Source organism: Serratia sp. GW822-FHT06D09 (genome assembly GCF_058799515.1).
Window position 1 is genome coordinate 132,540 of the sequence record NZ_JBXALO010000003.1, and the last position, 25,806, is coordinate 158,345.

The following is a 25,806-nucleotide window of genomic DNA, read 5'->3' on the forward strand; positions in this document are numbered from 1 at the left end:
CAAGCAGATCGAGCAAAAACAGTGACAGAAAAAGGGGACGGCGGCCGCCATCCCCTCAAATTGCTGACAACGTCCTTTGCAGTTAAAAGTTCTGTTCTGGGGGCAAATAAAAACAAAGGATGGTGTCTTCTGATTTACCTCAAACATCCGAAAACCACGTTTTTCGGGTGTTTGTCATCAGACTAAGGGGACGGCTGGCGCCATCCCCTACGGTATTACTGGAACACCGGTAACAGACCCAGCAATGCCAACACGTGCGCGACGGCGTTGATCACCCCGAACAGAATGATGAACAGGATCATGCCGTAGCCACCGGGAGCGCGATATTGCGCTTCGGTAAAGCGGCGGCGGCTGGCACGCGCCATCATGGCCGGCACTATTACCGCCCAAACGGTGGCGGCCAGGCCGGCGAAGCCGATGGCGTAAAGGAAGCCGTTCGGGAACAGCAGGGCGGCAATGGTCGGCGGCGCGAACGTCACCAGCGCGGTTTTGCTGCGTCCGACGGTGTCATCGCTGAATTTGAAGAAGTCTGCCAGGTAATCGAACAACCCCAGCGACACCCCGAGGAATGAGCTCGCCAGCGCCATATAAGAGAAGGCGTTCAGTAGCTGGCCGACGGTCTGGCTGCTGGAAACGTTGCCCATCTGCTTGAGCAGGCTGCCAATGTTGCCGCCTTCGGCAATCACCTGTTTGAAGGCATCGCGGGCGATGTTGCCCTGAATCACATACTGCCACAGGATATAGATCGCCAGCGCCAGCAGGGTGCCGTACACCAGGCTGCGCACGACTGCGCCGCTGTCTTTGTGGTAGTACTTCACCAGTCCCGGCACGTTGCCGTGGTAACCGAAGGAGGTCAGCAGATAAGGCAGCGCCGCCAAGGCGTAAGGCAGGTAACTGGCCTGGTCGTCACCGCGGTTGAACAGTACTGCCGGCTGCACATGCGTGAACATGTCGCCCACCGACATCACAAAGGTGATCACCATACCGCCGATCAGGATCGTGCTCAGGCGATCAACGGCGCGGGTGGAGAGCCACACGATAAACGCGACCACCACGGCAAACACCAACCCGGCGGTGGACTGCCCGACGCCGACGATACCTTCCAGCGTGTGGGCGATAATCGAGCCACCGGCGGAGATATAGGCATAGGTGAGGATGTACAGGACAAAGGCGATGGAAATACCGTTAATGGCGTTCCAGCCTTTACCCAGCAGATCTTTGACGATGGTGTGGAAGCTGGCGCCGCTTGGGTAGTGCAGGGCGGCCTCCAGGATCATCAGGCCGGAAATCAGCATGCAGGCCCAGGTATAAACCAGCAGCGCGACGGAGCCGCTGAACCACACGCCAGAAGTGACGATGGGAATGGAGAACATGCCAGCGCCGACGGCGGTGCCTGCAATGATCATCGCGCCGCCAAGCACTGAAGGGCGGGAAAGCTTCTGGATGGTGTCCGCGGACATTTTTGCTCCTGATTGGCCTCGTCGGCCGTGGATTCTTTTGTACTAGCTCAATGGTACATGTGCGGTTGGCGCATGTAAAGCCGCTAATACGCTTGTTTCATGCATTAATTGGCGGAGGAAGGGGAGCTTATGGCAATTTGCGGGCGGGTGAGAAAACGGGGCGATTCACGATTTAAAACGCGAGATGTAAAGATTCGCGCGCCAACACGGATTATGCTGGCGGCCGATGAGCGCGACTGATATTGTCGCGCTTCAATTCCGCCAGCCCACCGGGAGACTCGCTGATGGACTGTCGTACCGACTGTGGCGCCTGTTGTATTGCGCCTTCAATATCCAGCCCGATCCCCGGCATGCCTAACGGCAAGCCCGCCAACACCCGCTGCATTCATCTGAGCGAGCAGCTGCGTTGTGGCCTGTTTCATTCACCGCTGCGGCCCAAGGTCTGCGGCAGCCTGCAGGCCAGCCGCGAAATGTGCCATGACCACCGCGACCAGGCATTGGTCTATCTGATCAAGCTGGAAGCGGATACTGCACCTTAAGCGTCTTTCAGTTTCCACAGGCACAGCACCGCGCCGACCACCATCGCCAACGCGGAATAAAACACCGCGTGATAGTTCCAGACCTCCGCCACCACGCCGGCGATTGAACCGGCAAAAATCCAGCCCACGCGCGTAGTGTTGGTAAACAAAGTGGTTGCCGCGCCGGCCTGACCGGGCATCAAATCTTGAAAATAGAGCATACCAATGCCTGCCAGCACGCCAATAAACGCCGCGTTGAGCAATTGCAGGGCAATCAGTTGCCAGGTGCCGGTGATAAACAGTAACCCGAAGTAAAACAGCAGGCCCGCCGCCACCGCGCAACGCATCAGGAAACGTTTACCGAAGCGCTTCGCTACCATGCCGGCCAGCAACATGGTCGGTATCTCCAGCCCGGCCGCCGTCCCCATCAATATTCCGGCCAACCTTTCCGGCAGTTGCAGCTCATGCACCATATACAGCGGCATATTGATTAAATACATGCTGTTGGCGGTCCACATAAAGGTGCAGGCTAAAAACAGCAGCAGCGTATCGCGGCGATTTTTCCGCGGAGCTTCCAGCGTGGTGCTGGAAGCCACCGGCGTTTTACGCATCGACGGCAGCATTTTCCACACCAGCACGCCACACAGGATAAACGCTGCTGCGGCGGCCAGATACATCACCTTAAAACCGAATCCCAATGCCAGCGCGAAGGCGATAGGCGGCCCAATAACCCAGGCGAGAGAAACCTGAGCCCGCAGAATAGAGCTGAACATCACCGCTTCGCGGCCGGTGCGGTCGGCGTGTTCGCGCGCCAGAGCGAACATCTGCGGGTTGGCGGTGGAGCCGAAGCTGGTCAGCATTACGCCGACTGCCAGCAACAGATAATAATTACGGTTCCAGGCGAACAGTACGCAGCCCAGTGCCCCTAACATGCAGCAGAGGAAGATCAGCGTTTTGCGATCCCCTTTTTGATCCGAACGTCGAGCGAGAAACTGGCTGACCAGGATGCCGATCACCGCGCTGCCGGTGAAAAATAATCCAACCATGGAAGGGCGCACCTTCACCTCGGTTGCCAGGAACAGGCTCAGCGTCGGGGTTTGTAACGCACCGGCAATCCCGGTGAGGAACGCCACCACTAAAAAGGCCAGCGAAGTCAGATCGGGCGAGCGTCGCGTTACCGCAGTTGAAGTAGGCATAGAGGTCAGCAAATAGCCGTAAATGAGGGAGTCGCGCGCATAATACGCCTGTTTAAAAAGAACAAAAACCGGTTTCATTCTGCTTAATGGTAAAAAGTTCTTTCCTGCATAAGGCTAAAAAAAGGGCGATGTCACCATCGCCCTGGGTATGACAAACTTCGACGTTAGGCGCCAGCCGGCACGTCGTGCGCGGTGTTTTTCAGCACCTCGCCCTGATACTTCTCGATCTGCAACTGTGCCATTTGCCCGCAGTTACCCTGAGCCAGGCTGGAGGAGCCGACGTCGAAGGTCAGGCAGTTGACGTTGCCGTTCTTGCACAGCGAACCCGGCTGTGACGGATCGGCCGGATCGAACCAGGCACCTTCGCTGATGCGCACCACGCCAGGGCGCACGTCTTCGCTCACCACCGCACCCACCAGGATCTGGCCGCGATCGTTAAAGGCCCGCACCAGATCGCCATTGGCAATGCCGCGTGACTGGGCGTCCTGCGGGTGGATCACAATCGCTTCCCGATCGGCTACCGCGTATTTCTTGCGCAGTGGCGTGTTGTCGAGCTGCGAATGCAGGCGGTTGATCGGGTGCGCGGTGTTCAGCGACAGCGGGTATTTCACCGCTTCCGGGCCGCGATACCATTCATGCGGTGGCATCCAGGTCGGAATACCTGGGCAATCCTGATACTTCATTTTGGCAATGGCGTCGGAGTAGATCTCGATTTTACCGGATGGCGTCCCCAGTGGATTGAGCAGCGGGTTTTCGCGATAGTCGGCGAAACGCACCCATTGGGTATTGGCCTCCGGCACCGGGAAGCGCACGTAATTGTTGGACTCCCAGAACATGTCGAACGGTGGCAGGGCTACCCGGGCAGCACGTGCCTGAGTTTTCATGTCATCGTACATGCCTTTCAGCCATTGAGTTTCATCTTTGCCTTCGGTAAAGGCGTCCTGCACCCCCAGCTTGGCCGCCATGGCCGCGAAAATATCGAAATCGCTGCGTGATTCATGCTGCGGCGCGACGCACTGATGCATCGGGAACACATACAGCTGTGAGTAATCGCCGCCCATTTCGAGATCGTTGCGTTCGTAGCTGGTGGTGGCCGGCAGAACGATATCGGCATGCTTGGCGGTGGCGGTCCAATAAGGTTCGTTCACCACGATGGTGTCCGGCCGCTGCCAGGCCTTGACCAGATTGTTGGTGTCCTGATGCTGGTGGAAGGTGTTGCCGCCCGCCACATACACCATTTTCACCTCGGGGTAGGTGACCTGTGCGCCGTTGAAATTAATTGTCTTGCCCGGGTTGGTCAGGCATTCGGCGATGCGCGCCACCGGGATCGGTGCCGGTGAGTTCTTCGGTGCGTTACCGGCAGAGATACCGGAAATAATGCCGCCTTTCGCCGTCGGGCTGCCGCCGGAGGAGTAGTGATAGCTGAAGCCGAAGCCGCCGCCCGGCAGGCCAATCTGGCCGAGCATCGCCGCCACGGTAACCAACAGCCAATGCTGCTGTTCGCCATGATGCTGGCGTTGGATCCCCCAGCCGCCCATGATCATGGTGCGATTTTTCGCCATGTCGCGTGCTAACTGACGCAGCACGTCAGCATCGACGCCGCACACATCGGCCGCCCATTCGGCAGTTTTCGGCGTACCGTCGGTTTCACCCAACAGATAGGCCTGGAACTTGTCGAAACCGGCGGTGTAGGTTTTCAGGAAGTCCGGGTTATGCAGCTTCTCGGTCAGCAGCGTGTGGGCGATGCCGATCAGCATGGCGCCGTCGGTATAAGGACGCGGAGCGATCCACTGCGCATCGACGAATTTGGCGCTGTCGTTGTGTACCGGATCAATGCTGATCACTCGGGTGCCTTTCTTCTTCAGCGCCTCAAAGCCCGTCTGGCCGTAGTGGTCCGGGACGTTCCAGCTGTTTTTCAGCGTGATCATCGGGTTACAGCCCCACAGCACCACCAGTTGGCTGTTTTCAATCACGTTCGGCCAGGCGGTCTGCTGTTCGTAAACCTCCATGGAGCCCACCACGTGCGACATGATCACCTGCGCGGCACCGGTGGAGTAGTCGCCCGCGTAACCGAGGAAGCCGCCGGTCAGGTTCATCAGGCGTTGCAGCAGCGTGCGGCTGTTATGCAGCATCCCGACGCTTTTCCAGCCATAAGAACCGGCATAAATGGACTGCGGGCCATGGTCTTTCTGCAAGCGGGTGATCTCACCACAGACCAAATCAATCGCCTTGTCCCAACTGACGCGTACCCACTCGTCACGACCACGCAGTTCGGTACGGCTGCCAGGGCCGCCTTCCAGCCAACTTTTGCGCACCATCGGGTATTTGATACGGTTTTCGGCGTGCACCTGATAGGGCGCCATGGTGATCAGTTCGTTCGGATAAGGATCGTCTTTGACCGGCTGCACGCCGACCATTTTACCGTCCTGGACGATGGCTTCGAAGGCGCCCCAGTGCGCGCCGGTCAAAATGCCTTTTTGCGCCTGACGCAACACGACGAATTGCGGCAGCGCCTGGCTGATGGCCTGGGCCAACGCTGACTTGGGCCACAGGCCCGCCAGGAGCGGTGCTGCGGCCAGTGCGGTCGCGCCAGTCAGGAAGCGGCGGCGGCTCATTTTTAACGCTTGTTGTTGATATTTGCTCATTTCGCTTCTCCCTTAAAGCTTGGCTGGTGCGGCTGGCTGCATGTCACTGGCGTGTTTCTGCACGTACTGTGTCAGAACGCGCAGCTGTTCCTGCGTCAGCGAAGTGCGTGGAGCCATACCTTTAATTACGCCGATCCACTGGTTGGCGTTGAAGCGATCGAGGGCCGTGAGGCCGTGACAACCGGTGCAGTTGGCCGACATCATATCTGCCGTGTAGCGCCAGATCTTTTGCTGATCGTCGATCAGTTGTTTGCGTGGCAGCCAAACTTGCAGAGAAACCTGATGCCATACCAGACCGGTTTCGGCATCGGTCATGGTGGTGCCGGTTTTCAGCAGTTTGCGAGCGTCTTCACCCAGCAGCACGCTGAGGATGCGTTTGCCCTGCGCGGCGTAGAACACTTCAGCGACACCGTCTTGCTGCCAGCCGGTGACGTTGGCCAGCACTTTGTCGCCTTCCTGTTTCACCACCTGCACTTCGGTTGATGGCATCAGGTTGCCGGCATTGTGGCTGTCGTCCGGTTTGAGGAAGAAGGGTTCTGTGGCAATGGTGTACAACGTGGTGGCGGTTGGCGAGGTTTCAGCGGCGGCTTTCGCCAACTCGGCGGCACCGGCCTGGGCTGCACCGCTCATGTCCGGCAGGATATGCGCGACCCCTTTATGGCAGTCGATACAGGTTTCACCCTGTTTGATGGCCACCGGATGTTGGATACGCGCTTCAGGCCGTTGGGCGGTGATGTCCATTGCGTCAAAGCTGTGGCAAGAGCGGCAGGTGGCGGAGTCGTTTTCTTTGAGCGTTTTCCAGACCGACTGCGCCATGGCCAGCTTGTGCGCCTCGTATTTCTCAGGCGTATCGATGGTGCCCACCATCTCGCCATAAATGTCTTTTACCGCGCGGATTTTGGTCCACAGGTAGTCGAGGGGCTCATGGGGAACGTGACAGTCGGCACATTCAGCGCGAATGCCCTTGGTATTTTGGAAGTGAACGCTGCCCTGATATTCGGCCAGCGGTTGTTGCATGGTGTGGCAGGAGACGCAGAAGGCGGTGTCGCTGGTTTTATGGAATACGGTGGCGGTACCCGCCAATAATGCTGCCCCGAGGATAATTCCGAGCAGCAAAATCCACAGCCATCCCCAGCGGTGCTTTTTTATCAAGCCAGTGAGTTTATTGGTCATATTGAATCCGCTTATAATTATGAAATACCAAGGAAAACCTTGCCAAAAAAAAGTGCCGGACGAGCGCCGACATACCTGAGGAAGTATAGGTACTATTGGTAAAGTCATCTAATACTATAGGGGTATTTTTAGAAGAAAAATGGTCGTTCGGGGGATTTTTCAGCGTTATATTCTGGATTATATAACGCATTTTTCATGTGGATTTATCAGACTATGAGCGAGATCACGGAAGGGAGAGAGAAACCGTGATTGAAAACAGCTATTTTGCCGGTAGGTAAGTTTGGCCCGTCAGCCACAGATGAATGGCATTACGGCTGGCTTCAAAATGCGGTTCAGGTAATGCTTCCGGCAGGCACCAGCGCCATTCGGCACATTTTTCCGGTTCTTTCAGCTCGGCTTCCCCGCCAGGATGGGGCGTCAGCAAACAGATGGAAACCGTATGCTTTCCCTCGACGCGCCAGGTTTGCAGATTATTGCTGATGCCGACAAAGCTCGGTGGTGCGATGATCAGCCCGGTCTCTTCGGCGATCTCGCGCTGTGCGCACTGTTCAAAGGTTTCGCCAGCATCCAGATGCCCGCCCGGGATGGACCAGAAGGGGGCGTGCTTGCCGCAGCGTTTGCCCAGCAAAATTTCCCCTTGTTCATTGACAATGATTACGCCTACGCCCGCCACTACAGTCATGTTTCCCTCCGTCAGCAAAATTTCAGCACAGTATGTCATTTTAGCGCTGCAACGGGTAACCCTTCTGGAAAAGTGTGCGTAAGGTCAAAAATCTATCACGTCAAAATTGAGAAAACTTGCTTTCGCTCATGGGGCCTTACACACTCCTTGAAACGTTTCAGCGTTATGGGCGCGATAATGTCGTACCGGTAACGCTCCTTTTTCCCAACGAAGCTGAAACGATTCAATTCAGCAGGAGAGGAGAATCATGTTCCAGTTGTCACAGCAAGATATTCACCTGGGTGCTACCGCGAGTAACAAACAGGAAGCCATCCGTCAGGTGGCTGCCGCACTGACCAAGGCCGGCTGCGTCAGCGCGCCTTACGTGGACGGCATGTTGCAGCGTGAGCTGCAAACCTCCACTTATCTTGGGAACGGTATCGCCATCCCGCATGGCACTACCGATACCCGCGATCTGGTGCTGAACACCGGCGTGCAGGTGTTTCAGTTCCCTCAGGGTATCGAGTGGGGCGAAGGCCAAACTGCTTACGTAGTGATCGGCATTGCCGCACGTTCCGATGAACACCTGGCGCTGTTGCGTCAGTTGACCCACGTTCTGAGCGACGACAGCGTAGCCGAACAGCTGGCGAAAACCACCTCGGCAGAAGAGTTACGCAGCTTGTTGATGGGCGAAAAGCTGACGGCGGAATTCAAGTTCGACGCTTCCTTGATTGTGCTAGACGTGGCCGCCGACAGCCTGATGACGCTGCAGGCGCTGAATGCGGGCCGCCTGCAGAAAATTGGTGCGGTTAACGCTCAATTCGTCAGCGACGTCATCACCCGCAAGCCGCTGAATCTGGGGCAGGGCATTTGGCTGAGCGACAGCACCGAAGGCAACTTGGCTAGCGCGGCTACGGTAAGCCGTCCGGCGCAGCCGTTTGACGAAGAGGGCGAGCAGGTTGCGCTGTTGCTGACGCTGTCGGTGGCCGACCAGCAGCCGCTGGCGGTGCTGAATTACCTCAGCGATCTGCTGTTGGCGAACAAAGCTGAACGCTTGCTGAACGCGGATGCCGTCACCCTGTTGGCATTGCTGACCAGTGAGGTGGAAGAAGAAAACACCACGCTGAGCGCTGAGTACGTGATCCGTAACGAACACGGCCTGCATGCCCGTCCGGGCACGGCGCTGGTCAATGTGATCAAGCAATTCAGCAGTGAAATTACCGTCACTAACCTGGATGGCAGTGGCAAACCGGCCAACGGACGTAGCCTGATGAAGGTGGTGGCGTTGGGCGTGAAAAAAGGACATCACCTGCGTTTTACCGCCAAAGGTGAAGATGCTGAAACGGCGCTGAAGGCGATCGGTGAAGCGATTAACGAAGGACTGGGCGAGGGCGCAGCATGAGCAGAAGAGTAGCAACAATTACCTTGAATCCGGCTTACGATCTGGTGGGCTTTTGCCCGGAGATCGAGCGCGGTGAAGTGAACCTGGTCAAAACCGCCGGCCTTCACGCCGCCGGGAAAGGCATCAACGTCGCCAAGGTGCTGAAGGATCTGGGTATTGATGTGACGGTGGGCGGCTTCCTGGGAAAAGACAACCAGGACGGTTTCCAACTGCTGTTCAGCGATCTGGGCATTGCCAACCGCTTCCAGGTGGTGCCGGGACGCACTCGTATTAACGTCAAACTGACCGAAAAAGACGGTGAAGTCACCGATTTCAATTTCTCCGGTTTTGAAGTCAGCGGGCAGGACTGGGAACGTTTCGTGACCGATTCCCTGAGCTGGCTGGGCCAGTTCGACATGGTCGCGGTCAGCGGCAGCCTGCCGGCGGGGGTCGATCCCGACGCTTTCACCGACTGGATGATCCGTTTGCGCGCCCAGTGCCCGTGCATCATTTTCGACAGCAGCCGTGAAGCCCTGGTTGCCGGCTTGAAAGCGGCGCCGTGGTTGGTGAAACCTAATCGCCGCGAGCTGGAAATTTGGGCCGGGCGTCCGTTGCCGCAGCTGGCTGACGTGGTCGAAGCGGCGCATGCGCTGCGCGATCAGGGCATTGCCCACGTGGTTATCTCCCTCGGTGCCGAAGGCGCGCTGTGGGTCAACGCGTCCGGCGCCTGGATTGCCAAGCCACCGGCCTGCGAAGTGGTCAGCACCGTGGGTGCCGGCGACTCGATGGTCGGCGGCCTGATTTACGGCCTGCTGATGCGTGAATCCAGTGAACACACTTTGCGTTTGGCCACCGCCGTGGCTGCGCTGGCGGTAAGCCAGAGCAACGTTGGCGTGACCGACCGTCCACAGCTGGCCGCGATGATGGCGCGTGTCGATCTGAAACCTTTTAATCAATAGCAGGAGGCAGAATGAAAACACTGCTGATGATAGACAATTCGCTGGGGCAGGCACGTAGTCACCTGGCGAAACGCATGCTTGGCGCTGCTGCGGTGAAAACCGGCCTGACGTTGGTTGAGGCAGCCGCCGACGCTGAACTGGTGGTGGTGGCAGGGCAAACTGTACCTGCTGACGCCGCGCTGAACGGCAAACGGGTTTATGTGGGTGACGTGGCGCATGCGGTGCGTGAGCCGGAAGCCTTCCTGGCGCAGGCGATGGCCGAAGCGAAAGCCTATCAGGCACCGGCCGCGGCAGCCGTCGAACCGGCTAAAGCCGCCGGTCAAAAACGTATCGTGGCGATCACCGCTTGCCCGACCGGCGTGGCCCATACCTTTATGGCGGCCGAAGCCATTGAAAGCGAAGCCAAAAAGCGTGGCTGGTGGGTGAAAGTTGAAACCCGCGGCTCCGTCGGCGCCGGCAATGCCATTACGCCAGAAGAAGTGGCGGCGGCCGACCTGGTGATCGTGGCGGCGGACATTGAAGTGGATCTGGATAAGTTTGCCGGCAAGCCGATGTACCGTACCTCTACCGGCCTGGCGCTGAAAAAAACGGCGCAGGAACTGGACAAGGCGCAGGCCGAAGCCGAGATTTTCCAACCGCAAAAAAGCGGTGCGCCGGCCACCGCCGGTAAGAAGAAAGAGAGCGCCGGCCCGTATCGTCACCTGTTGACCGGCGTGTCTTACATGCTGCCGATGGTGGTGGCGGGTGGTTTGTGTATCGCACTGTCGTTCGTGTTCGGTATCAAGGCATTCGAAGTCAAGGGCACGCTGGCAGCGGCGTTGATGCAGATCGGCGGCGGCTCAGCCTTTGCGCTGATGGTGCCGGTATTGGCCGGTTTTATTGCCTTCTCGATCGCTGACCGTCCGGGCCTGACGCCAGGGTTAATTGGCGGCATGCTGGCCGTCAGCACCGGCGCCGGTTTCCTCGGCGGTATCATTGCCGGTTTCCTGGCGGGCTATGTGGCCAAATTTATCAGCACCAAACTGCGTCTGCCGCAGAGTATGGAAGCGCTGAAGCCGATCCTGATCATTCCCTTGGTCGCCAGCCTGATTGTCGGCTTGATCATGATTTTCATCGTCGGTACGCCGGTAGCGAAAATTATGGAAGGCCTGACTCACTGGCTGCAATCACTGGGTACCGCCAATGCGGTACTGCTGGGGGCGATCCTCGGTGCCATGATGTGTACCGATATGGGTGGTCCGGTTAACAAGGCGGCCTACGCTTTTGGTGTGGCGCTGCTGAGCTCGTCGGTATATGCCCCTATGGCGGCCATTATGGCGGCCGGTATGGTGCCACCGCTGGCGATGGGGCTGGCAACATTACTGGCGCGTCGCAAGTTCGAGAAGTCCGAGCAGGAAGGCGGTAAAGCAGCGCTGGTGTTGGGCCTGTGCTTTATCTCCGAAGGCGCCATTCCGTTCGCCGCCCGTGATCCGATGCGCGTGTTGCCATGCTGCATCGCGGGTGGCGCATTGACCGGCGCACTGTCGATGGCATTCGGCGCCAAGCTGATGGCACCGCACGGTGGGTTGTTCGTTCTGCTGATCCCTGGCGCTATCACACCGGTGTTGTTGTATCTGGTGGCGATCGTTGCCGGTACGCTGTTGGCGGGGGTGTCTTACGCACTGCTGAAACGCGCTGAAGTCCCTGCGGCTACGGTAGCTTAACGCTGGCGCAGGCAATAAAAAACCGGAGCTCAGGCTCCGGTTTTTTTATCTGGCAATTATTGCTGTGCCTTCAGCCAGGCGATCTCTTCCGCCCAGATATCCGGGTTTACGGTTTCCAGGATCAGCGGGATATTGTTGAAACGATCGTCACGCATGATATAGCTGAATACTGTTTTACCGATCTTGCCTTCACCCAGGCTGTGGTGACGGTCGACGCGGCTGCCAAACTCGCTCTTGGCGTCGTTCAGGTGCATGCCGCGCAGGTACTTGAACCCCACGATGTCGCCGAGCTCTTTAAACGTCTGCTCGCAGGTTTCTTCGGTACGCAAATCGTAACCGGCGGCAAAGGCGTGGCAGGTATCGATGCAAACGCCGACGCGGCTCTTGTCTTCCACGCCATCGATAATCGCCGCCAAATGTTCAAATTTGAAGCCCAGATTGCTGCCCTGACCGGCGGTGTTTTCGATAACCGCCGTCACGCCCTCGGTCTTGTCCAGCACCATGTTGATGGATTCAGCGATGCGTGCCAGGCATTTGTCTTCCTCAATTTGCAACAGGTGGCTGCCTGGGTGGAAGTTCAGCAGGGTCAGCCCCAGCTGTTCGCAGCGCTGCATTTCATCAAGAAAGGCTTCGCGGGATTTTTCCAACGCCTCGGTCACCGGGTGGCCAAGGTTAATCAGATAGCTGTCGTGCGGCAGGATCTGCCCTGGGCCGTAGCCGTACTGCGCACAGGCGCTTTTAAACTTATCGATCACGTCGGCAGGCAGCGGGGCGGCCTTCCATTGACGCTGATTTTTAGTGAACAGGGCGAATGCGGTCGCCTCCAATTCGTGCGCGCGGATAACCGCCTGATCCACGCCGCCTGACGCGCTGACATGTGCACCGACAAACTTCATTTTCATTCTCCTGTGTAATCGGCGTCATTATGGCATTGATAGCGGAAGGATTGAATGGCAGGAAAAGCGCAGGCCCGCGGTTGCGGGCCTGAAGGGAAGCAAATCAGATAAAATACTGCACCAGAAGGTTAATGGCGCCGCCGCCAACAATCAGCCAAGCGAACAGCAGCGTGGCGAGCAGGATTGGCTTAACCCCGGCCTGGCGCACCGCGCTGATGTGGGTGGTCAACCCCAGCGCCGCCATGGCCATCGCCAGCATCCAGGTATCGGCGGTAATCAGGTGTTTTACCAGCGCCGCCGGGATCAGGTCGAATGAGTTCAACCCGGCAACGGCGATAAACAGCACCGCAAACCACGGAATGGTTATCGCGGATTTTTCCGCCTGGCTACCGGTGCTTCCTGCGCTACGGCTGCGGCTGATGTAGCCTGAGAGCAGCAGCAGGAAAGGGGCCAGCATCATGACGCGGATCATTTTGGCGATGACCGCGGCGTTTTCAGCATCCGGCCCGATAGCGTGCCCGGCAGCGACCACCTGCGCCACTTCATGAATGGTTGAACCGGTAAAGATGCCGAAACTTTCCTGATTAAACGGCAGCCACTGGAAATGCTCGTTCAACTGATACAGCCACGGATAAGCGAAGATCGCCAGCGTACCGAAGACCACCACGGTGCTTACCGCCACCGCCACCTTGTTGGAGTCGGCTTTCAACACCGGCTCGGTCGCCATCACGGCCGCCGCGCCGCAAATGCTGCTGCCGGCGCCGATCAGCATCGCGGTCTGGCTGTCGATACCGAACACTTTTTTACCCAGCCAGCAGGCGAGCAGGAAAGTGGTGCTCAGGGTCAATGCATCAATGATGATGCCGGTGGTGCCTACGTCAGCAATTTGCTGAAACGTCAGGCGAAAACCGTAAAGGATAATACCCAGACGCAATAAACGCTGTTTGGCGAGCTGAACACCGCCGTGGCAGCTCGGCTGTAGCCAGGGATACAGCGTATTGCCGACTAAAATACCGAGCAAAATCGCCAGCGTCAGCGCGCCCAGTCCCAGCCCGGCTACCCAGGGAATATCACCTACCCAGACCGCCAGCGCAGTGATGGCACCGGTTAGCAGCAGCCCCGGCACCAGCCGAGGTAGACCGAATAGCGGAAATTGCCGCGTTGGAAAATCGTGTGTGGTATTGGTCGCCATAAGTCAGCCCTTGTCATCAAATCCTTGAGCCAAAGACTACGTGCTGGCGACATAAAAGAGAAATTGATTATATATTTATAACCTATCTGAATAAGTGGTTAGTCTGCGGCCTGAAGCATGAGTGACCCCCATGTCGATTTCTGCAAACGTGATAACCTTAGTGTTATTCACCCTGTGCGTTGCTGCCGGCCAGTGGCGCAGATTTAGCATTAGTTTCAGTGGCTTTACTGACAGGCCGCTTTTTTGTATATCGAGAAGTTTATGCATATCACCTTACGTCAATTGGAAGTTTTTACCGAAGTGCTGAAAAGCGGTTCGACCACGCAGGCCTCGGTAGTTCTGGCGTTATCGCAATCGGCAGTCAGTGCGGCGCTGGCCGACCTCGAAGGGCAGCTGGGCGTGCAGTTGTTCGATCGTGTCGGTAAACGTCTGGTCATCAATGAGCATGGGCGGCTGCTGTACCCGAAGGCGCTGGCGTTGCTGGAGCAGGCCGGAGAGATTGAGCAACTCTTCCGTCATGACGGTGGTGCGCTGCGTATAGCGGCCAGCAGTACCATCGGCAACTATATGTTGCCGGAGATGATTGCCCGTTATCGGCAAGATTTTCCCGCCACGCCGCTGGAGCTCAATGTGGGAAACAGTCAGGACGTGATTGTCGCGGTCGCAGATTTTAGGGTCGATTTAGGCCTGATCGAAGGCCCTTGCCATATGCCGGAGCTGGTCACCCAGCCGTGGCTGGAGGATGAGCTGGTGGTGTTCGCTGCACCGGACAATCCGCTGGCGGGCCAGCCTTTAACCTTGGCGATGTTGGCGAATGCGCCGTGGATCCTGCGTGAACGGGGCTCGGGCACGCGTGAAGTGTTGGATCATCTGTTACTGGCGCATCTGCCGCACTTTCAGCTGGTGATGGAGCTGGGGAACTCGGAAGCGATCAAACATGCGGTTCGCCACGGCATTGGTATCAGTTGCCTGTCGCGGCGGGTGATAGGGGAACAGTTGGCCAGCGGCGCGCTGGTGGAACTGCAACTGCCGTTGCCGCCCTTGATGCGAACGCTTTATCTGATCCATCACCGGCAAAAGCACATCTCCAATGCCCTGCAGCGTTTTCTCAGCTACTGCACGCTTGCGTCCTGAAAATGCCTCCGCAAGCAGAAACGAAGCATAAAAATCTGCACCCTGTCACATTAATGACAGTAAGTAAGGCCTAGAGGGCCGTTGCTAATAATTAGCCCTGAATTATGAAGCTATCTTATATCAGTGCAATGTTACTAGTTCGCCGGCGGGTATTTGTTACAATCCGCCCTTATTTTTTTTGACCAGCAGATAGGGTAAGAATGGCTCAGCAGGATATAAAAACATCGGGGCAACCAGCACCCGGATTGCGGCGCGAGCTGAAAGCGCGGCACTTAACCATGATTGCTATTGGTGGTTCTATCGGCACCGGTCTGTTTGTCGCCTCTGGGGCGACCGTTTCGCAGGCAGGCCCAGGCGGGGCATTGCTGTCTTATGCGTTGATCGGGCTGATGGTGTACTTCTTGATGACCAGCCTGGGTGAACTGGCGGCCTTTATGCCGGTATCCGGTTCTTTCTCCACCTACGGCGCCAAATATGTGGAAGAAGGCTTTGGCTTCGCGCTGGGTTGGAACTACTGGTACAACTGGGCGGTGACCATCGCCGTTGACCTGGTAGCGTCGCAGTTGGTCATGACCTATTGGTTCCCGGATACTCCGGGTTGGATCTGGAGCGCGCTGTTCCTGTGCCTGATGTTCCTGTTGAACTACATTTCGGTTAAGGGTTTCGGCGAAGCAGAATACTGGTTCTCACTGATCAAAGTGACCACTGTCATCATCTTTATCGCCATTGGCGTGCTGATGATTTTCGGCATCCTCAAAGGGGGCGAGCACGCGGGGTGGCAGAACTGGACCATCGGCGACGCGCCGTTTGCCGGAGGGTTCTCGGCGATGATAGGCGTGGCGATGATTGTCGGCTTCTCGTTCCAGGGTACCGAGCTTATCGGCATCGCGGCCGGCGAATCTGAAAATCCGGGCAAAAATATCCCGCGCGCGGTGCGTCAGGTGTTCTGGCGTATCCTGCTGTTCTATATCTTCGCGATCCTGATTATCAGCCTGATTATTCCTTATACCGATCCGAGCCTGCTGCGCAATGATGTGAAAGACATCAGCGTCAGCCCGTTCACCCTGGTGTTCCAGCATGCCGGTTTGCTGTCGGCGGCGGCGGTGATGAACGCGGTGATCCTGACGGCGGTATTGTCTGCCGGTAACTCCGGGATGTACGCCTCAACCCGTATGCTGTTTACTCTGGCGTCGGAAGGCAAAGCGCCGCGTATCTTCGCCAAACTGTCGAAGGGCGGGGTGCCACGTAATGCATTGTATGCGACGACCGTGGTTGCGGGCCTGTGCTTCCTGAGTTCGATGTTCGGCAACCAGTCGGTTTACCTGTGGCTGCTGAACACCTCGGGTATGACCGGCTTTATTGCCTGGTTGGGGATTGCCATCAGCCATTACCGCTTCCGTCGTGGCTATATGATCCAGGGGCATGACCTGAACGACTTACCTTACCGTTCCGGCTTCTTCCCGCTGGGCCCGATCTTTGCCTTTGTGCTGTGCCTGATCATCACGTTGGGTCAGAACTATCAGGCATTCCTGCAAGATCGAATCGACTGGTACGGCGTGACCGCGACCTACATCGGCATTCCGCTGTTCCTGATCATTTGGTTCGGTTACAAGCTGACGCGCGGCACCCGTGTCGTGAAGTACAGCGAAATGGAATTCCCGAAAATGGACGTGAATTAACGTCTTGTATGAAACGCGGCGGGAGCCCGCCGCGTTATCCTTATCCCCTGACTAGCTATTCCTTCCCTTTTACCGTCAGCGCCCGCTGCGCCGCGGTCATCAAAATGTCAACCGATTGATAATCCTGGGTTAACGCCAATACGCCGGTATTGAGCTGCAGCGATACCTCACCGAATGCGCCAAAAACGTAGGGGGCTTCCAGCGCCGGAATGAAGCGTGCCAAAAATTCACCTTCGGAACCGTAAGGCAGGTCGTGAACCAGGATCAGAAACTGGCCGCCGGTATAGCGGCAGACAAAATCACTGGGGCGCACCAACATTTTCAGGCGTTCGCCGATGGTGCGCAGCACGTCATCGCCGATCTGCACGCCGTGGCTCTGATACAACGCCGCCAGCGGGGTAAAGTCGAAAATAAACAGATGGGAAAGCGGATGCACCGTTGCCGAAGGACGACAAATATCCTGCATCACGGCTTCACCCCCTGCACGGTTGAGGAAACCGGTCAAATGATCCTGATGGGCGGCTTGCTGTTTTTCCGCGCTCAGGGTGACGCGCTCAGCGAGCTGACGATGATAAGACGTGGTTAACCCATGGGCCAACACTAGCCACAGCGGGATGATATCCGCCAGTAAAAACAGGTTTTGCACGCGTGACAGCGGCGCGGCCAGCAAATAGGGCAGCGTCAGCACCATGATTTCCAGCAGGGCAAAACGCGGTGCTGCGGCGTGGCGTTGCATCAGCCAGAAGGCCAGTCCGGTAATCAGCAAGCCGGCAAACAAGATGAGCACCATGCGGCCAGAAAGCATGGCCATCAGGGCGACAGCGCCCACCAGTGCGCACCACAGCAGTACCGTCACCAGCATCGCGTTGGGCCAACGGAGCGGATTGGCTCGCGCCAGCCACCAACGTCCGCCGGTTAGCAACAACAGCAGCAGCAACAGACCCACGCCGATCGCTTTGTGGCTCAGCCAGATATAGCCCAGCAGCAGCAGCGCCACCCCGGCGGCATTCAACCATGGCGTGGCGGGAGAAGGCACCAAGGTAAGCCGCATCTGGCGTTGTAATTTGGCGTCATCAGCCAGCCGTGGGCTTTGCACCAGCCAGTGCAACAGGGCGGGTTTTTTAGGCGTTAACGCAGGTGTTCGACTTCTCATTGCAGCCTCTTTGATAAGGGTCCCGAAAATCGGCCCTAAATATCCGGCCCGGCGCGGGCGCCAGTGACCAGTCAGGATTTGGATTCTATGTGGTTTTATTGCAATTTGTCACAGCTGTGCAGAGTGGGGCGATATTTTCGGAATTGTTAACCCTGGGCACTGCGGCGAGGGTATGGCAAGGGGTCGGTTAATAACGTTATAAAATAAAGTGTTACATCTTTATATGGCAGGTAATAGCTATTGATATGATTGATAAGTATTATCGTTTGCTTTATTGTTAGCGGCTGCTTATTCCGTTCAGGCGGCCGTTTCCGCGCCGCTGTGGTCATTGTCGTAACAGGTATCCGAAATAATGAGCGTATCCACCGATCCTATGCCTGACGCCAAGGGTAAACCCGACGTCAACGCCATGGGGCGTTATCACCATATTCTCCGCCACCGTTTATTGATGATGGGGGTGTTGGCACTGGCGATTATGGGTTCGCTGCTGCTGGATTTTACCATGGGCCCATCCGGGCTCTCTTTGTCTTCCCTGTGGCAAACCCTGATTGATCCTGCGGCGGCCGACGCCGGCACGCGGGTTATCGTCTGGGATATCCGCCTGCCTTACGCCTTGATGGCGGTGGTGGTGGGCTTTGCGCTTGGCCTGGCCGGTGCAGAAATGCAGACCATCCTCAACAACCCACTGGCCAGCCCCTTTACCCTCGGCGTCTCTTCTGCCGCGGCTTTCGGTGCGGCGCTGGCTATCGTGTTGGGGATTGGCGTTCCGGGCATCCCCGATCAATGGTTTATTTCCGCTAACGCGTTTATTTTCGCCCTGTTCGCCGCATTGATGTTGGACGGCATTACGCGTTGGACACGGGTGGCCACCTCTGGCGTGGTGCTGTTCGGCATCGCGCTGGTGTTCACCTTTAACGCCCTGGTTTCCATGATGCAGTTTATTGCCAGCGAAGACACGCTGCAGGGGCTGGTGTTCTGGACTATGGGCAGCCTGGCGCGGGCTTCGTGGGACAAACTGGGCATTTTGCTCGGCGTATTCGTCGTGCTGCTGCCATTGTCGATGATGAGCTCGTGGAAGTTGACCGCGCTGCGTTTGGGGGAAGATCGGGCAGTGAGCTTCGGTATCGACGTGCGCCGTCTGCGCCTGACGACCCTGTTGCGCATCAGCATTCTTTCCGCGCTGGCGGTGGCCTTTGTTGGGCCTATCGGTTTTATCGGTCTGGTGGCGCCGCACATCGCCCGAATGATCTTCGGTGAAGATCACCGTTTCTATCTGCCGGCCAGTGCGTTGATTGGCGCGCTGGTACTGTCGATGGCCTCCGTGGCGTCGAAAAACCTGATCCCGGGCATTATCATTCCGGTGGGCATCGTTACCTCCCTGGTGGGCGTGCCGTTCTTCCTGAGCATTATTCTGCGTCATCGGGGGAATGTATGAATCAGGGATTGCGTATTGAAGGCTTCTCCGCTGGCTACCCCAAGCGTCAGGTTATCAGCAACCTGGCGGTTCCGATGCTGCCACGCGGGCAAATCACCGTGCTGCTGGGGCCGAACGGCAGCGGTAAGTCAACGCTGCTGCGCTCGCTGGCGGGTTTAAACCCTGCACAGGGGAAACTGTGGATGGACGACATCGATTTGATGCAGATGCCATTCGCCCGCCGTGCGGAGAAGGTGGTGTATTTGCCACAGTCATTGCCAGCCGGTGTGCATCTGCACGTGCTGGAATCGATCATCGTGGCGCAACGCGCTTCGGGCGGCCGCAGCAATGCCGGCAGCGAGGCCGAGGTAATGGCGCTGCTGGAGCAGCTTGGCATTGCCCACCTGGCGCTGAGCTATCTCGATCAGCTTTCCGGCGGACAGAAACAGTTGGTGGGGTTGGCGCAGTCGCTGATCCGTCAGCCTTCGTTGCTGCTGCTGGATGAACCGCTGAGCGCGCTCGATCTTAACTATCAGTTCCACGTGATGGATTTGGTACGCAAAGAGACGCGCAAACGCAATATCATCACGGTGGTGGTGGTGCATGACATCAATATAGCGCTGCGTCATGGCGATCACGTGCTGATGCTGCAGGATGGCGAATTGATTGCCGACGGTGCGCCGGAAGAGGTGATCACGCCGCAGAGTCTGGCGCGGGTGTATGGCGTTCGTGGGCGCATTGAGCGTTGCTCGCAGGGAACGCCGCAGGTGCTGATTGACGGATTGGTGAACCAACCGTCTATTTGATCCCTGGTGGATAGCAAAAAACCCGGCACTTCACAGCGCCGGGTTTTTTATTACTTCTTGTTCAGCGCCTCGGCGACGCGTTCGACGATATGCTGGCTGGTGATGATGCCGCCGGAAAGATAGACCTCAGCCGCCGGCAGATAAACCACCTGACCTTTCTTGACCGCTACGGTATTTTTCAACGCCGTGGTAGTGAGGATCTTCTGCGGAGCTACCGCGTTCGGACGACCGGTGGCTGCATCGCGATCGATAATGAACAGCCAGTCCGGGTTCAACTGAGCCACTTGTTCCGGGGTGAGTTTATTGCCGCGGACATCGGCGTTGTCGCTCTGCAGCGCAGACTGGAACCCGAGGGCGTCATAGGTAAAGCTGAAGCGGCTCTTGGGCGCGTAGGCGCTGATTTTCCCGCCGGAGAACAACACCACCAGGCCACGCCCGGCTTTGGCCACCTGCGGTTTGATCGCTGCAATCGCGGCGTCCAGTTTGTCTACTGCAGCCTGAGCCTGCGGCTGTTTATCGAATAGCTCACCCAGTTGCAGGGTGCGCTGTTTCAGGCTGCCCAGTTGATCCTGCGGATCGATTGCCATATTTAACGTCGGCGCAATGCCGCTGAGTTCGGCATAGGCCTTGGAGGAACGACCGGCGATCAGGATCAGATCCGGTTTGGCAGCGCGTAGCGTGGCCATATCCGGCTCAAACAGGGTCCCGGCATTGAGGTATTTGGCATTTTGGTACTGTTTCAGGCTGTCCGGTAGCATGGTGCGGTTGCCCGGCAGTGCCAGCGGCTCTACGCCCAGCAACTGCAATGTTTCCAGCGAAGCATAGTCCAGCACCACTACGCGCTGTGGGTGCTTTTTCACTTCGGTGGTGCCGTTCAGATGTTGAAAACTGACGGTCGCAGGGGCATCCGCGGCCGGTGTGCGAACCTTGCCGTTACAGCCGGCCAGCGCGATACAGGCCAGCAGGGCGAGAACCATAGGGGAGCGGCGTAATGTCATTGTGGCTTCCTTGGGTGAGAGAAATAAAAAGGGCGCGCAGCGCGCGCCCAAAGTGGCATCAGAAGTTGTAGGTCATGCCGACGGTGTAACGGCGGCCATCCAGAACGGTATTGTAGTTATCGTAATCGACGGTCTTGTCGAGGATGTTGTAAACCCCGCCGGTCACCATCAGATTTTTATTCGCCTGGTAGCTCAGGCCGGCGTCAACAAAGGTATAAGACGGCGTGCTCTTGGCCATCGAAGAACGGCTCATGTAGTCCGAAGTCTTGCTGCGGAAGTTAACGCGCGACCACAGGCTGACGTCATGCGTGGCCTGCCAGTCCAGGACGCTGTTAACCATATGCTTCGGCATTTGGTTCAGCGGTTTGCCCTGGAAATCCCCGCTCTTCTGTTCGGAGGTGGTGTAGGTATAGTTGGTGGTCAACTGCCAATCTTTGGTGATTTCCCAACCGAAAGTGGCTTCTACGCCGCGCATATTGGCTTTATCGACGTTAGTACGGTCGCTGATAAAGTAATACGGCGTATTGCCGATCATGCACTGCGCGTCGCCGTCGCCGCTGTCACAGCGACGCACTTCGGTGATTTTGTCTTTGAAGTCGGTGTTAAACAGGGTAACGCTGGCGTTCAGACCTTGCAGGTTATCCCACATCACACCGATCTCTTCGCTCAGGCTCTTCTCTGGCTTCAGATCCGGGTTACCGATAATGATTGAAGTGCGGCCACCGCCGGTGATTTGCCCCCAGCCGGCAGAGGATTGGCGCAGATCCGGTGAGCGATAGCCCGCGGAGACGCCGCCTTTCAACGTAAATTGCTCGGTCAGGTGCCAAACGCCATACATGCGCGGCGTCCAGTGGTTGCCGTAGTTCTGGTCCTGATCCATACGGATACCGCTGGTCAGGCTGAAGTCGTTGGTCATCGCCCATTCGTCTTCGGCAAACAGCGCCCAGCTCCAGCGCGTCAGCTGGTTCAGCTTATCGGCTGCGGCTAACTGATTACCGCCATCACTCAATTTTTCGTAACGGTACTGGCCGCCCAGGTTCAGCATATGGCTGCCGAGATCAAACTGGGTTTGCGTATTGAAGATGGTGTTGTACATCTTCATATCGCGGCCGGGGTTGTTGGTCTCTTCGCGCTGAATATAACTGGTGGTGTTGCCGAAGTCGTAATAACCGTTGTGGGTTACCGCGTAGTTGGTACGGGTGTACAGGCTGTCGCTGGCACTGTTCGGCGTACACTTTTTGTTGCGGCAGTTTTCGGTCGCCATGGATTTGCCCGGCGTACTGTTTCGATCCTGCAAAGAGCGGCCGATTTCGAAATCGAAGTCGTTCTGTTCGTTTGGCGTCAGGCTGAATACCGCGGTGCCGCTGCGCATACGCTGTTCATTGAAGCCGTTGAGGATTTGGTCCTCGGCGCGGCGCGACAGCAGGCCATTGACCCGCAGGCCCAGCAGGCCTTCAATCAGCGGGCCGGAAGCGTAGGCGTTGGTCTGGAAAATATCGCCGGAATTGCTGTTTTCCTGGAAGGTGGCGTCACCGTGCAGTGAACCTTTCCATGCCTGAGTAGTGGAGGTTTTACGGGTGATGACGTTGATTACGCCGCCCATGGCGTCGGAGCCGTACAGCGAAGACATCGGGCCGCGTACCACTTCGATGCGTTCAATCGCTTCCAGCGGCGGCAGCCAGCCTTGTTCAATGCCTGCGTTGTCGCTGTTCGGGCGGGTGCCGCGGGTGTCTACGCGTTTGCCGTCGACCAGGATCAAGGTGTATTTGGAGGACATGCCGCGGATGCTGATATCGCTGCTGCTGCCACCGCCGGTAACAACGACGCCCGGCACGTCCTTCAACGCATCGGTAATATCGCGGTAGGCTTTGTCTTCAATTTGCTGACGTGGGATGACCGAAATGGACGCCGGGGAGTCCTGGATTTTCTGCTGGAAACCGGAAGCGGTTACCACCATGGTGTCCTGAGCGTCTGGTTGCGCAGCGACGGCGCCGGCGCTGGTCAATGTAGCAATGATCAATGCGGTTAATTTGTTATAACGTGGCTTTTCCATGAGGCAAACCTTTCCTGGTCTGATGTAAATCGACAAAGTGTCGTTTTAACGTGTTGAATAATAATTAGAAACTTGCCCCGTCATTGCGGGGTTCGCCGTTTCGTCAGGCTATTGTAAGGATTTTCGACAAAATGTAAACGCAAATGATAATTCGTATCATTTGTATGTGTTTAGGCGAGGGGAATCATTAACCGCATGAATATAAGGGAAAAAGGGCGCAGCAGAACCTGCGCCGAGAGAGAGGGGTTAGCGTTTCTGGATGTAGGTGATTGCCAGCGCCAGGGCCAACACCAAACCTTTGATAATGTCCATGGCATAGTAGGGAACGGAGAGCATCACCAGGCCGTTTTGCAACACGCCGAGGATCACCGCGCCCACCAGCGTGCCGAGCGCGTTGGGCTTGCCGGAGCCGGCCAGCGAGAAACCAATGTAAGCGGCAGCGACCGCATCCATCAGATAACCGCCACCGGCGTTCACCTGCGAAGAGCCGATACGTGACGCCAGTAATATGCCGCCAAGCGAGGCCAGAAGGGCAGAGATAACATAGGCGGCAACCCTGTAACGTACTGTCCGAATGCCCGACAGGCGCGCGGCTTCCGGATTACCGCCAATGGCATACATGCGGCGGCCATGTTTGGTCAGCGACAGGAAAAGCTGCACCACTACCGTGACTGCCAGCATGATCAACACGATCACCGGCACCTGGCCCAGTGAGGAAAAGACCTCCGGGATCAGGCCTTCGGCCATATCGCCGTTCGGCAGCAGCATATTCTGGGTGATTGATCCGCCGTAGCTGTAGGTCATCGCCACGCCCTGGATCACAAACAGGCTGGCCAGCGTCGCCAGCATATCGGGGATTTTCAACACCACGATCAGGAATGCATTGAACAGGCCGACCAGGGTACAAATCAGTAACGTCAGCACAATCGCACCGGTGGTGCCGAAGCCGTACCAGACGAACAGCGAAACCACCAGGGCGTTGGCCAGTGAAGCGGTGGAACCAACGGAAAGATCGAAACCGCCGACCGACAGCGATATCGATACTCCGATGGCGATGACAGTGACGATGGCAATCGAACGCAGAATATTGATGATGTTGTTCGGATCGAGGAAGTTGTCCGACGCTATCCCGAACAGGGCAATCAGCGCGACAACGGTGAGTAACATCCCCCATTTGTAGAGAAACTCAAACAGCTGATGGCGCCAGGGTTGCGCAGTTTGCAGGGACAATTCTTTACTCACGTTGGGGTTCCTCCGGTGGAATACAGTAATAGGGTTTCTTCATCAATGTCGGCGGCATTCAGTTCCGCGACGACCCGGCCATCCCACAACACGCAGATGCGATCGCACAGGCCGACCAGCTCCGAGAACTCGCCGGAAGCATAAATAATGCCTTTGCCGTTGCGTGCCAGGCCGTCGATCAGGGTGAACAGCTCTTGTTTGGCCTTGATGTCCACACCTTTGGTTGGTTCGTCGAAAATCAGTACGCTAGCGTCGCCGCGCAGCCATTTGCCAATCGCTACCTTTTGCTGGTTGCCACCGGAAAGCCGCGCCAGCTTCTGCTGCGGGCCGGAGGCGCGAATATTCAGGCGCTGCATGATGTCGCGCGCCCAACGCAGTTCCTGGCGGCGGCTGAACAGGCTCCAGCGGGAAAAGCTGTCGTCGGCGCTGACGCTCAGGTTCATCGGAATAGCTTCGTCGATAAAAATGCCTTCTTTACGCCGCTCTTCCGGCACCAGCGCCAGCCCTTGCTCGACGCTAAGATGTGGAGCGTGGGGGGCCCAGGGTTTCCCCAGCAGTTCACCCCGTTCAATTCGCGCCGGTGAGGCGCCAAATAACGCCTTGCACAGTTCGGTTTTTCCCGCACCGGCCAGCCCGGCGATGCCAAGAATTTCCCCCTGATGCAGTTGCAGGCTGACGTCGCGCAGCTTATGGCGATCGTGCAGGCCTTCCACCCGTAGCAGCGGGCGAGAACCGTGCGGTGGGCGTGGGGGCGGGAAAATATCGTCCAACCGGTGACCGAGCATTTTCTCGACGATCTGCTCGCCGGTCAGGCCCTGCATGGCATCCTCACTGACGTGACGGCCATCGCGCAGCACCGTCAGGCGGTCGCAAATTTCACTCAATTCGTGGATACGGTGGGAAATAAACACCACGCCGATACCTTCGGACTGCAGGCGGCGCACCACGCGAAACAGGCGTTCGCTTTCGGCGCGATCGAGCGGGGCGGTGGGTTCATCGAGCACCAGAAAACGACAGCGGTGGGAGAGCGCGCGTGCCAGCAGCACCTGCTGTTTTTCCGCCAGGGTGCACTCCGACAAACGCTGGCGCAGGTTAATAGTCAAATCCAGCTGTGTCAGTAGCTGCGACGCCTGGCGGTACAACTGCGCCCAGTTAAGCAGATGGCCCGGTTCGTTCAGCCAATCGAGCATGATGTTTTCCGCCACGGATAGCGTGGGGATCAACGCCACGTCCACTTCCTGCTGCACCACGTGGATGCCATATTGCCGGGCCTGCAGCGGGGAATGAATATCCACTTGCTGGCCGTCGATAAAAATCTCGCCGCGATAATGGTCGTGCGCGCCGGAAAGGATCGCCATCAAGGTGGATTTTCCTGCCCCGTTGGCCCCGACCAATGCGTGTGTTGAGCCTCCTTGCAGGGTGAAATCGACGTTTTGCAGGGCATTGAAGCCGGCAAAGGCGATCGAGATATTGCGCATCTCGAGGCGTGAGGGCGTAGGGGTTGGCATAGTGTAATTAAAGACGTTTAGGTGTTTAGATGGCC

Annotated in this window: 20 protein-coding genes; 8 read left to right on the forward strand and 12 right to left on the reverse strand. The window is 57.3% G+C overall.

Translation table 11 applies throughout. The features are described 5' to 3' along the window. Positions 1-215 precede the first annotated feature (215 nt). On the reverse strand, positions 216-1,460 hold the full coding sequence (gene mtr, locus AC1RKG_RS08335) for a tryptophan permease (RefSeq protein ID WP_020827768.1): 1,245 nt from the start codon (positions 1,458-1,460) through the stop codon (positions 216-218). Positions 1,461-1,744: 284 nt separating this feature from the next. Between mtr and AC1RKG_RS08340 the strand changes: the two genes are divergently transcribed. After that, positions 1,745-1,999 carry a YkgJ family cysteine cluster protein gene (locus AC1RKG_RS08340; protein WP_044552526.1) on the forward strand — a complete coding sequence of 85 codons (255 nt, stop codon included), beginning with the start codon at positions 1,745-1,747 and terminating at the stop codon, positions 1,997-1,999. Here the strand turns inward: AC1RKG_RS08340 and AC1RKG_RS08345 are convergent. The 4 genes from AC1RKG_RS08345 to AC1RKG_RS08360 form a co-directional block, all read right to left on the reverse strand. Further along, positions 1,996-3,174 carry a sugar efflux transporter gene (locus tag AC1RKG_RS08345; RefSeq protein WP_115060988.1) on the reverse strand — a complete coding sequence of 393 codons (1,179 nt, stop codon included), beginning with the start codon at positions 3,172-3,174 and terminating at the stop codon, positions 1,996-1,998. The genes AC1RKG_RS08340 and AC1RKG_RS08345 overlap by 4 nt on opposite strands. A gap of 164 nt (positions 3,175-3,338) precedes the next feature. After that, positions 3,339-5,819 carry a trimethylamine-N-oxide reductase TorA gene (gene torA, locus AC1RKG_RS08350; RefSeq protein ID WP_020827765.1) on the reverse strand — a complete coding sequence of 827 codons (2,481 nt, stop codon included), beginning with the start codon at positions 5,817-5,819 and terminating at the stop codon, positions 3,339-3,341. A 12-nt stretch (positions 5,820-5,831) separates the two neighbouring features. Continuing rightward, positions 5,832-6,992: a NapC/NirT family cytochrome c gene (locus tag AC1RKG_RS08355; protein ID WP_020827764.1), complete on the reverse strand. Its 1,161-nt coding sequence runs from the start codon at positions 6,990-6,992 to the stop codon at positions 5,832-5,834. 259 nt (positions 6,993-7,251) lie between these two features. Then, the gene (locus tag AC1RKG_RS08360; RefSeq protein ID WP_187961681.1) at positions 7,252-7,674 is read right to left on the reverse strand and encodes a nucleotide triphosphate diphosphatase NUDT15; all 423 of its coding nucleotides are present in this window, start codon (positions 7,672-7,674) and stop codon (positions 7,252-7,254) included. Between the two features lie 247 nt (positions 7,675-7,921). Between AC1RKG_RS08360 and fruB the strand changes: the two genes are divergently transcribed. From fruB to fruA, 3 genes are read left to right on the forward strand one after another with little or no spacing between them, the layout of a single operon-like run. Beyond that, positions 7,922-9,055 carry a fused PTS fructose transporter subunit IIA/HPr protein gene (gene fruB, locus AC1RKG_RS08365; RefSeq protein WP_493182701.1) on the forward strand — a complete coding sequence of 378 codons (1,134 nt, stop codon included), beginning with the start codon at positions 7,922-7,924 and terminating at the stop codon, positions 9,053-9,055. Beyond that, positions 9,052-9,993 carry a 1-phosphofructokinase gene (gene fruK / locus AC1RKG_RS08370; protein ID WP_012145945.1) on the forward strand — a complete coding sequence of 314 codons (942 nt, stop codon included), beginning with the start codon at positions 9,052-9,054 and terminating at the stop codon, positions 9,991-9,993. The genes fruB and fruK overlap by 4 nt, the downstream gene beginning before the upstream one ends. Positions 9,994-10,004: 11 nt before the next feature. Beyond that, positions 10,005-11,696, forward strand: a complete 1,692-nt coding sequence (gene fruA, locus AC1RKG_RS08375; RefSeq protein ID WP_414161250.1) for a PTS fructose transporter subunit IIBC — start codon at positions 10,005-10,007, stop codon at positions 11,694-11,696. Positions 11,697-11,752: 56 nt separating this feature from the next. Here the strand turns inward: fruA and nfo are convergent, their stop codons facing one another. Together nfo and AC1RKG_RS08385 are read right to left on the reverse strand one after the other, a co-directional pair. Further along, the gene (nfo, locus tag AC1RKG_RS08380) at positions 11,753-12,592 is read right to left on the reverse strand and encodes a deoxyribonuclease IV (protein WP_493182703.1); all 840 of its coding nucleotides are present in this window, start codon (positions 12,590-12,592) and stop codon (positions 11,753-11,755) included. A gap of 103 nt (positions 12,593-12,695) precedes the next feature. Then, positions 12,696-13,784 carry a YeiH family protein gene (locus AC1RKG_RS08385; RefSeq protein WP_493182705.1) on the reverse strand — a complete coding sequence of 363 codons (1,089 nt, stop codon included), beginning with the start codon at positions 13,782-13,784 and terminating at the stop codon, positions 12,696-12,698. Between the two features lie 261 nt (positions 13,785-14,045). Between AC1RKG_RS08385 and yieE the strand changes: the two genes are divergently transcribed. Together yieE and AC1RKG_RS08395 are read left to right on the forward strand one after the other, a co-directional pair. Further along, a complete protein-coding gene (gene yieE / locus AC1RKG_RS08390; protein ID WP_041415520.1) occupies positions 14,046-14,918 on the forward strand; it encodes a DNA-binding transcriptional regulator YeiE in 873 nt (290 codons plus the stop codon). Between the two features lie 200 nt (positions 14,919-15,118). Then, positions 15,119-16,597, forward strand: coding sequence for an amino acid permease (locus tag AC1RKG_RS08395; RefSeq protein WP_041414759.1), 1,479 nt, complete (start codon positions 15,119-15,121; stop codon positions 16,595-16,597). 55 nt (positions 16,598-16,652) lie between these two features. Here the strand turns inward: AC1RKG_RS08395 and AC1RKG_RS08400 are convergent, their stop codons facing one another. Further along, positions 16,653-17,750 carry a GGDEF domain-containing protein gene (locus AC1RKG_RS08400; protein ID WP_142814834.1) on the reverse strand — a complete coding sequence of 366 codons (1,098 nt, stop codon included), beginning with the start codon at positions 17,748-17,750 and terminating at the stop codon, positions 16,653-16,655. 352 nt (positions 17,751-18,102) lie between these two features. On the opposite strand from AC1RKG_RS08400, the gene AC1RKG_RS08405 reads away from it, so the two are divergent. Together AC1RKG_RS08405 and AC1RKG_RS08410 are read left to right on the forward strand one after the other, a co-directional pair. After that, complete coding sequence (locus AC1RKG_RS08405) at positions 18,103-19,185, forward strand: FecCD family ABC transporter permease (protein WP_020827754.1); 1,083 nt, start codon at positions 18,103-18,105, stop codon at positions 19,183-19,185. Next, positions 19,182-19,970 carry an ABC transporter ATP-binding protein gene (locus tag AC1RKG_RS08410; RefSeq protein WP_493182707.1) on the forward strand — a complete coding sequence of 263 codons (789 nt, stop codon included), beginning with the start codon at positions 19,182-19,184 and terminating at the stop codon, positions 19,968-19,970. Before AC1RKG_RS08405 ends, AC1RKG_RS08410 begins: the two co-directional genes overlap by 4 nt. Before the next feature lie 50 nt (positions 19,971-20,020). Here AC1RKG_RS08410 and AC1RKG_RS08415 read toward each other — a convergent pair whose 3' ends face one another. The 4 genes from AC1RKG_RS08415 to AC1RKG_RS08430 all read right to left on the reverse strand — a co-directional run bounded on the left by AC1RKG_RS08415 (position 20,021) and on the right by AC1RKG_RS08430 (position 25,771). Continuing rightward, positions 20,021-20,968 carry a siderophore ABC transporter substrate-binding protein gene (locus tag AC1RKG_RS08415; protein WP_493182709.1) on the reverse strand — a complete coding sequence of 316 codons (948 nt, stop codon included), beginning with the start codon at positions 20,966-20,968 and terminating at the stop codon, positions 20,021-20,023. A gap of 58 nt (positions 20,969-21,026) precedes the next feature. Continuing rightward, positions 21,027-23,021 (reverse strand): ligand-gated channel protein, encoded by a 1,995-nt coding sequence (locus tag AC1RKG_RS08420; RefSeq protein WP_020827751.1) that lies wholly within the window; start codon positions 23,019-23,021, stop codon positions 21,027-21,029. Between the two features lie 246 nt (positions 23,022-23,267). Then, positions 23,268-24,263, reverse strand: coding sequence for an ABC transporter permease (locus tag AC1RKG_RS08425; protein WP_020827750.1), 996 nt, complete (start codon positions 24,261-24,263; stop codon positions 23,268-23,270). After that, entirely contained in the window at positions 24,260-25,771 is a 1,512-nt protein-coding gene (locus AC1RKG_RS08430; protein ID WP_493182712.1) for a sugar ABC transporter ATP-binding protein, read from the reverse strand. Before AC1RKG_RS08430 ends, AC1RKG_RS08425 begins: the two co-directional genes overlap by 4 nt. Positions 25,772-25,806 lie beyond the last annotated feature (35 nt).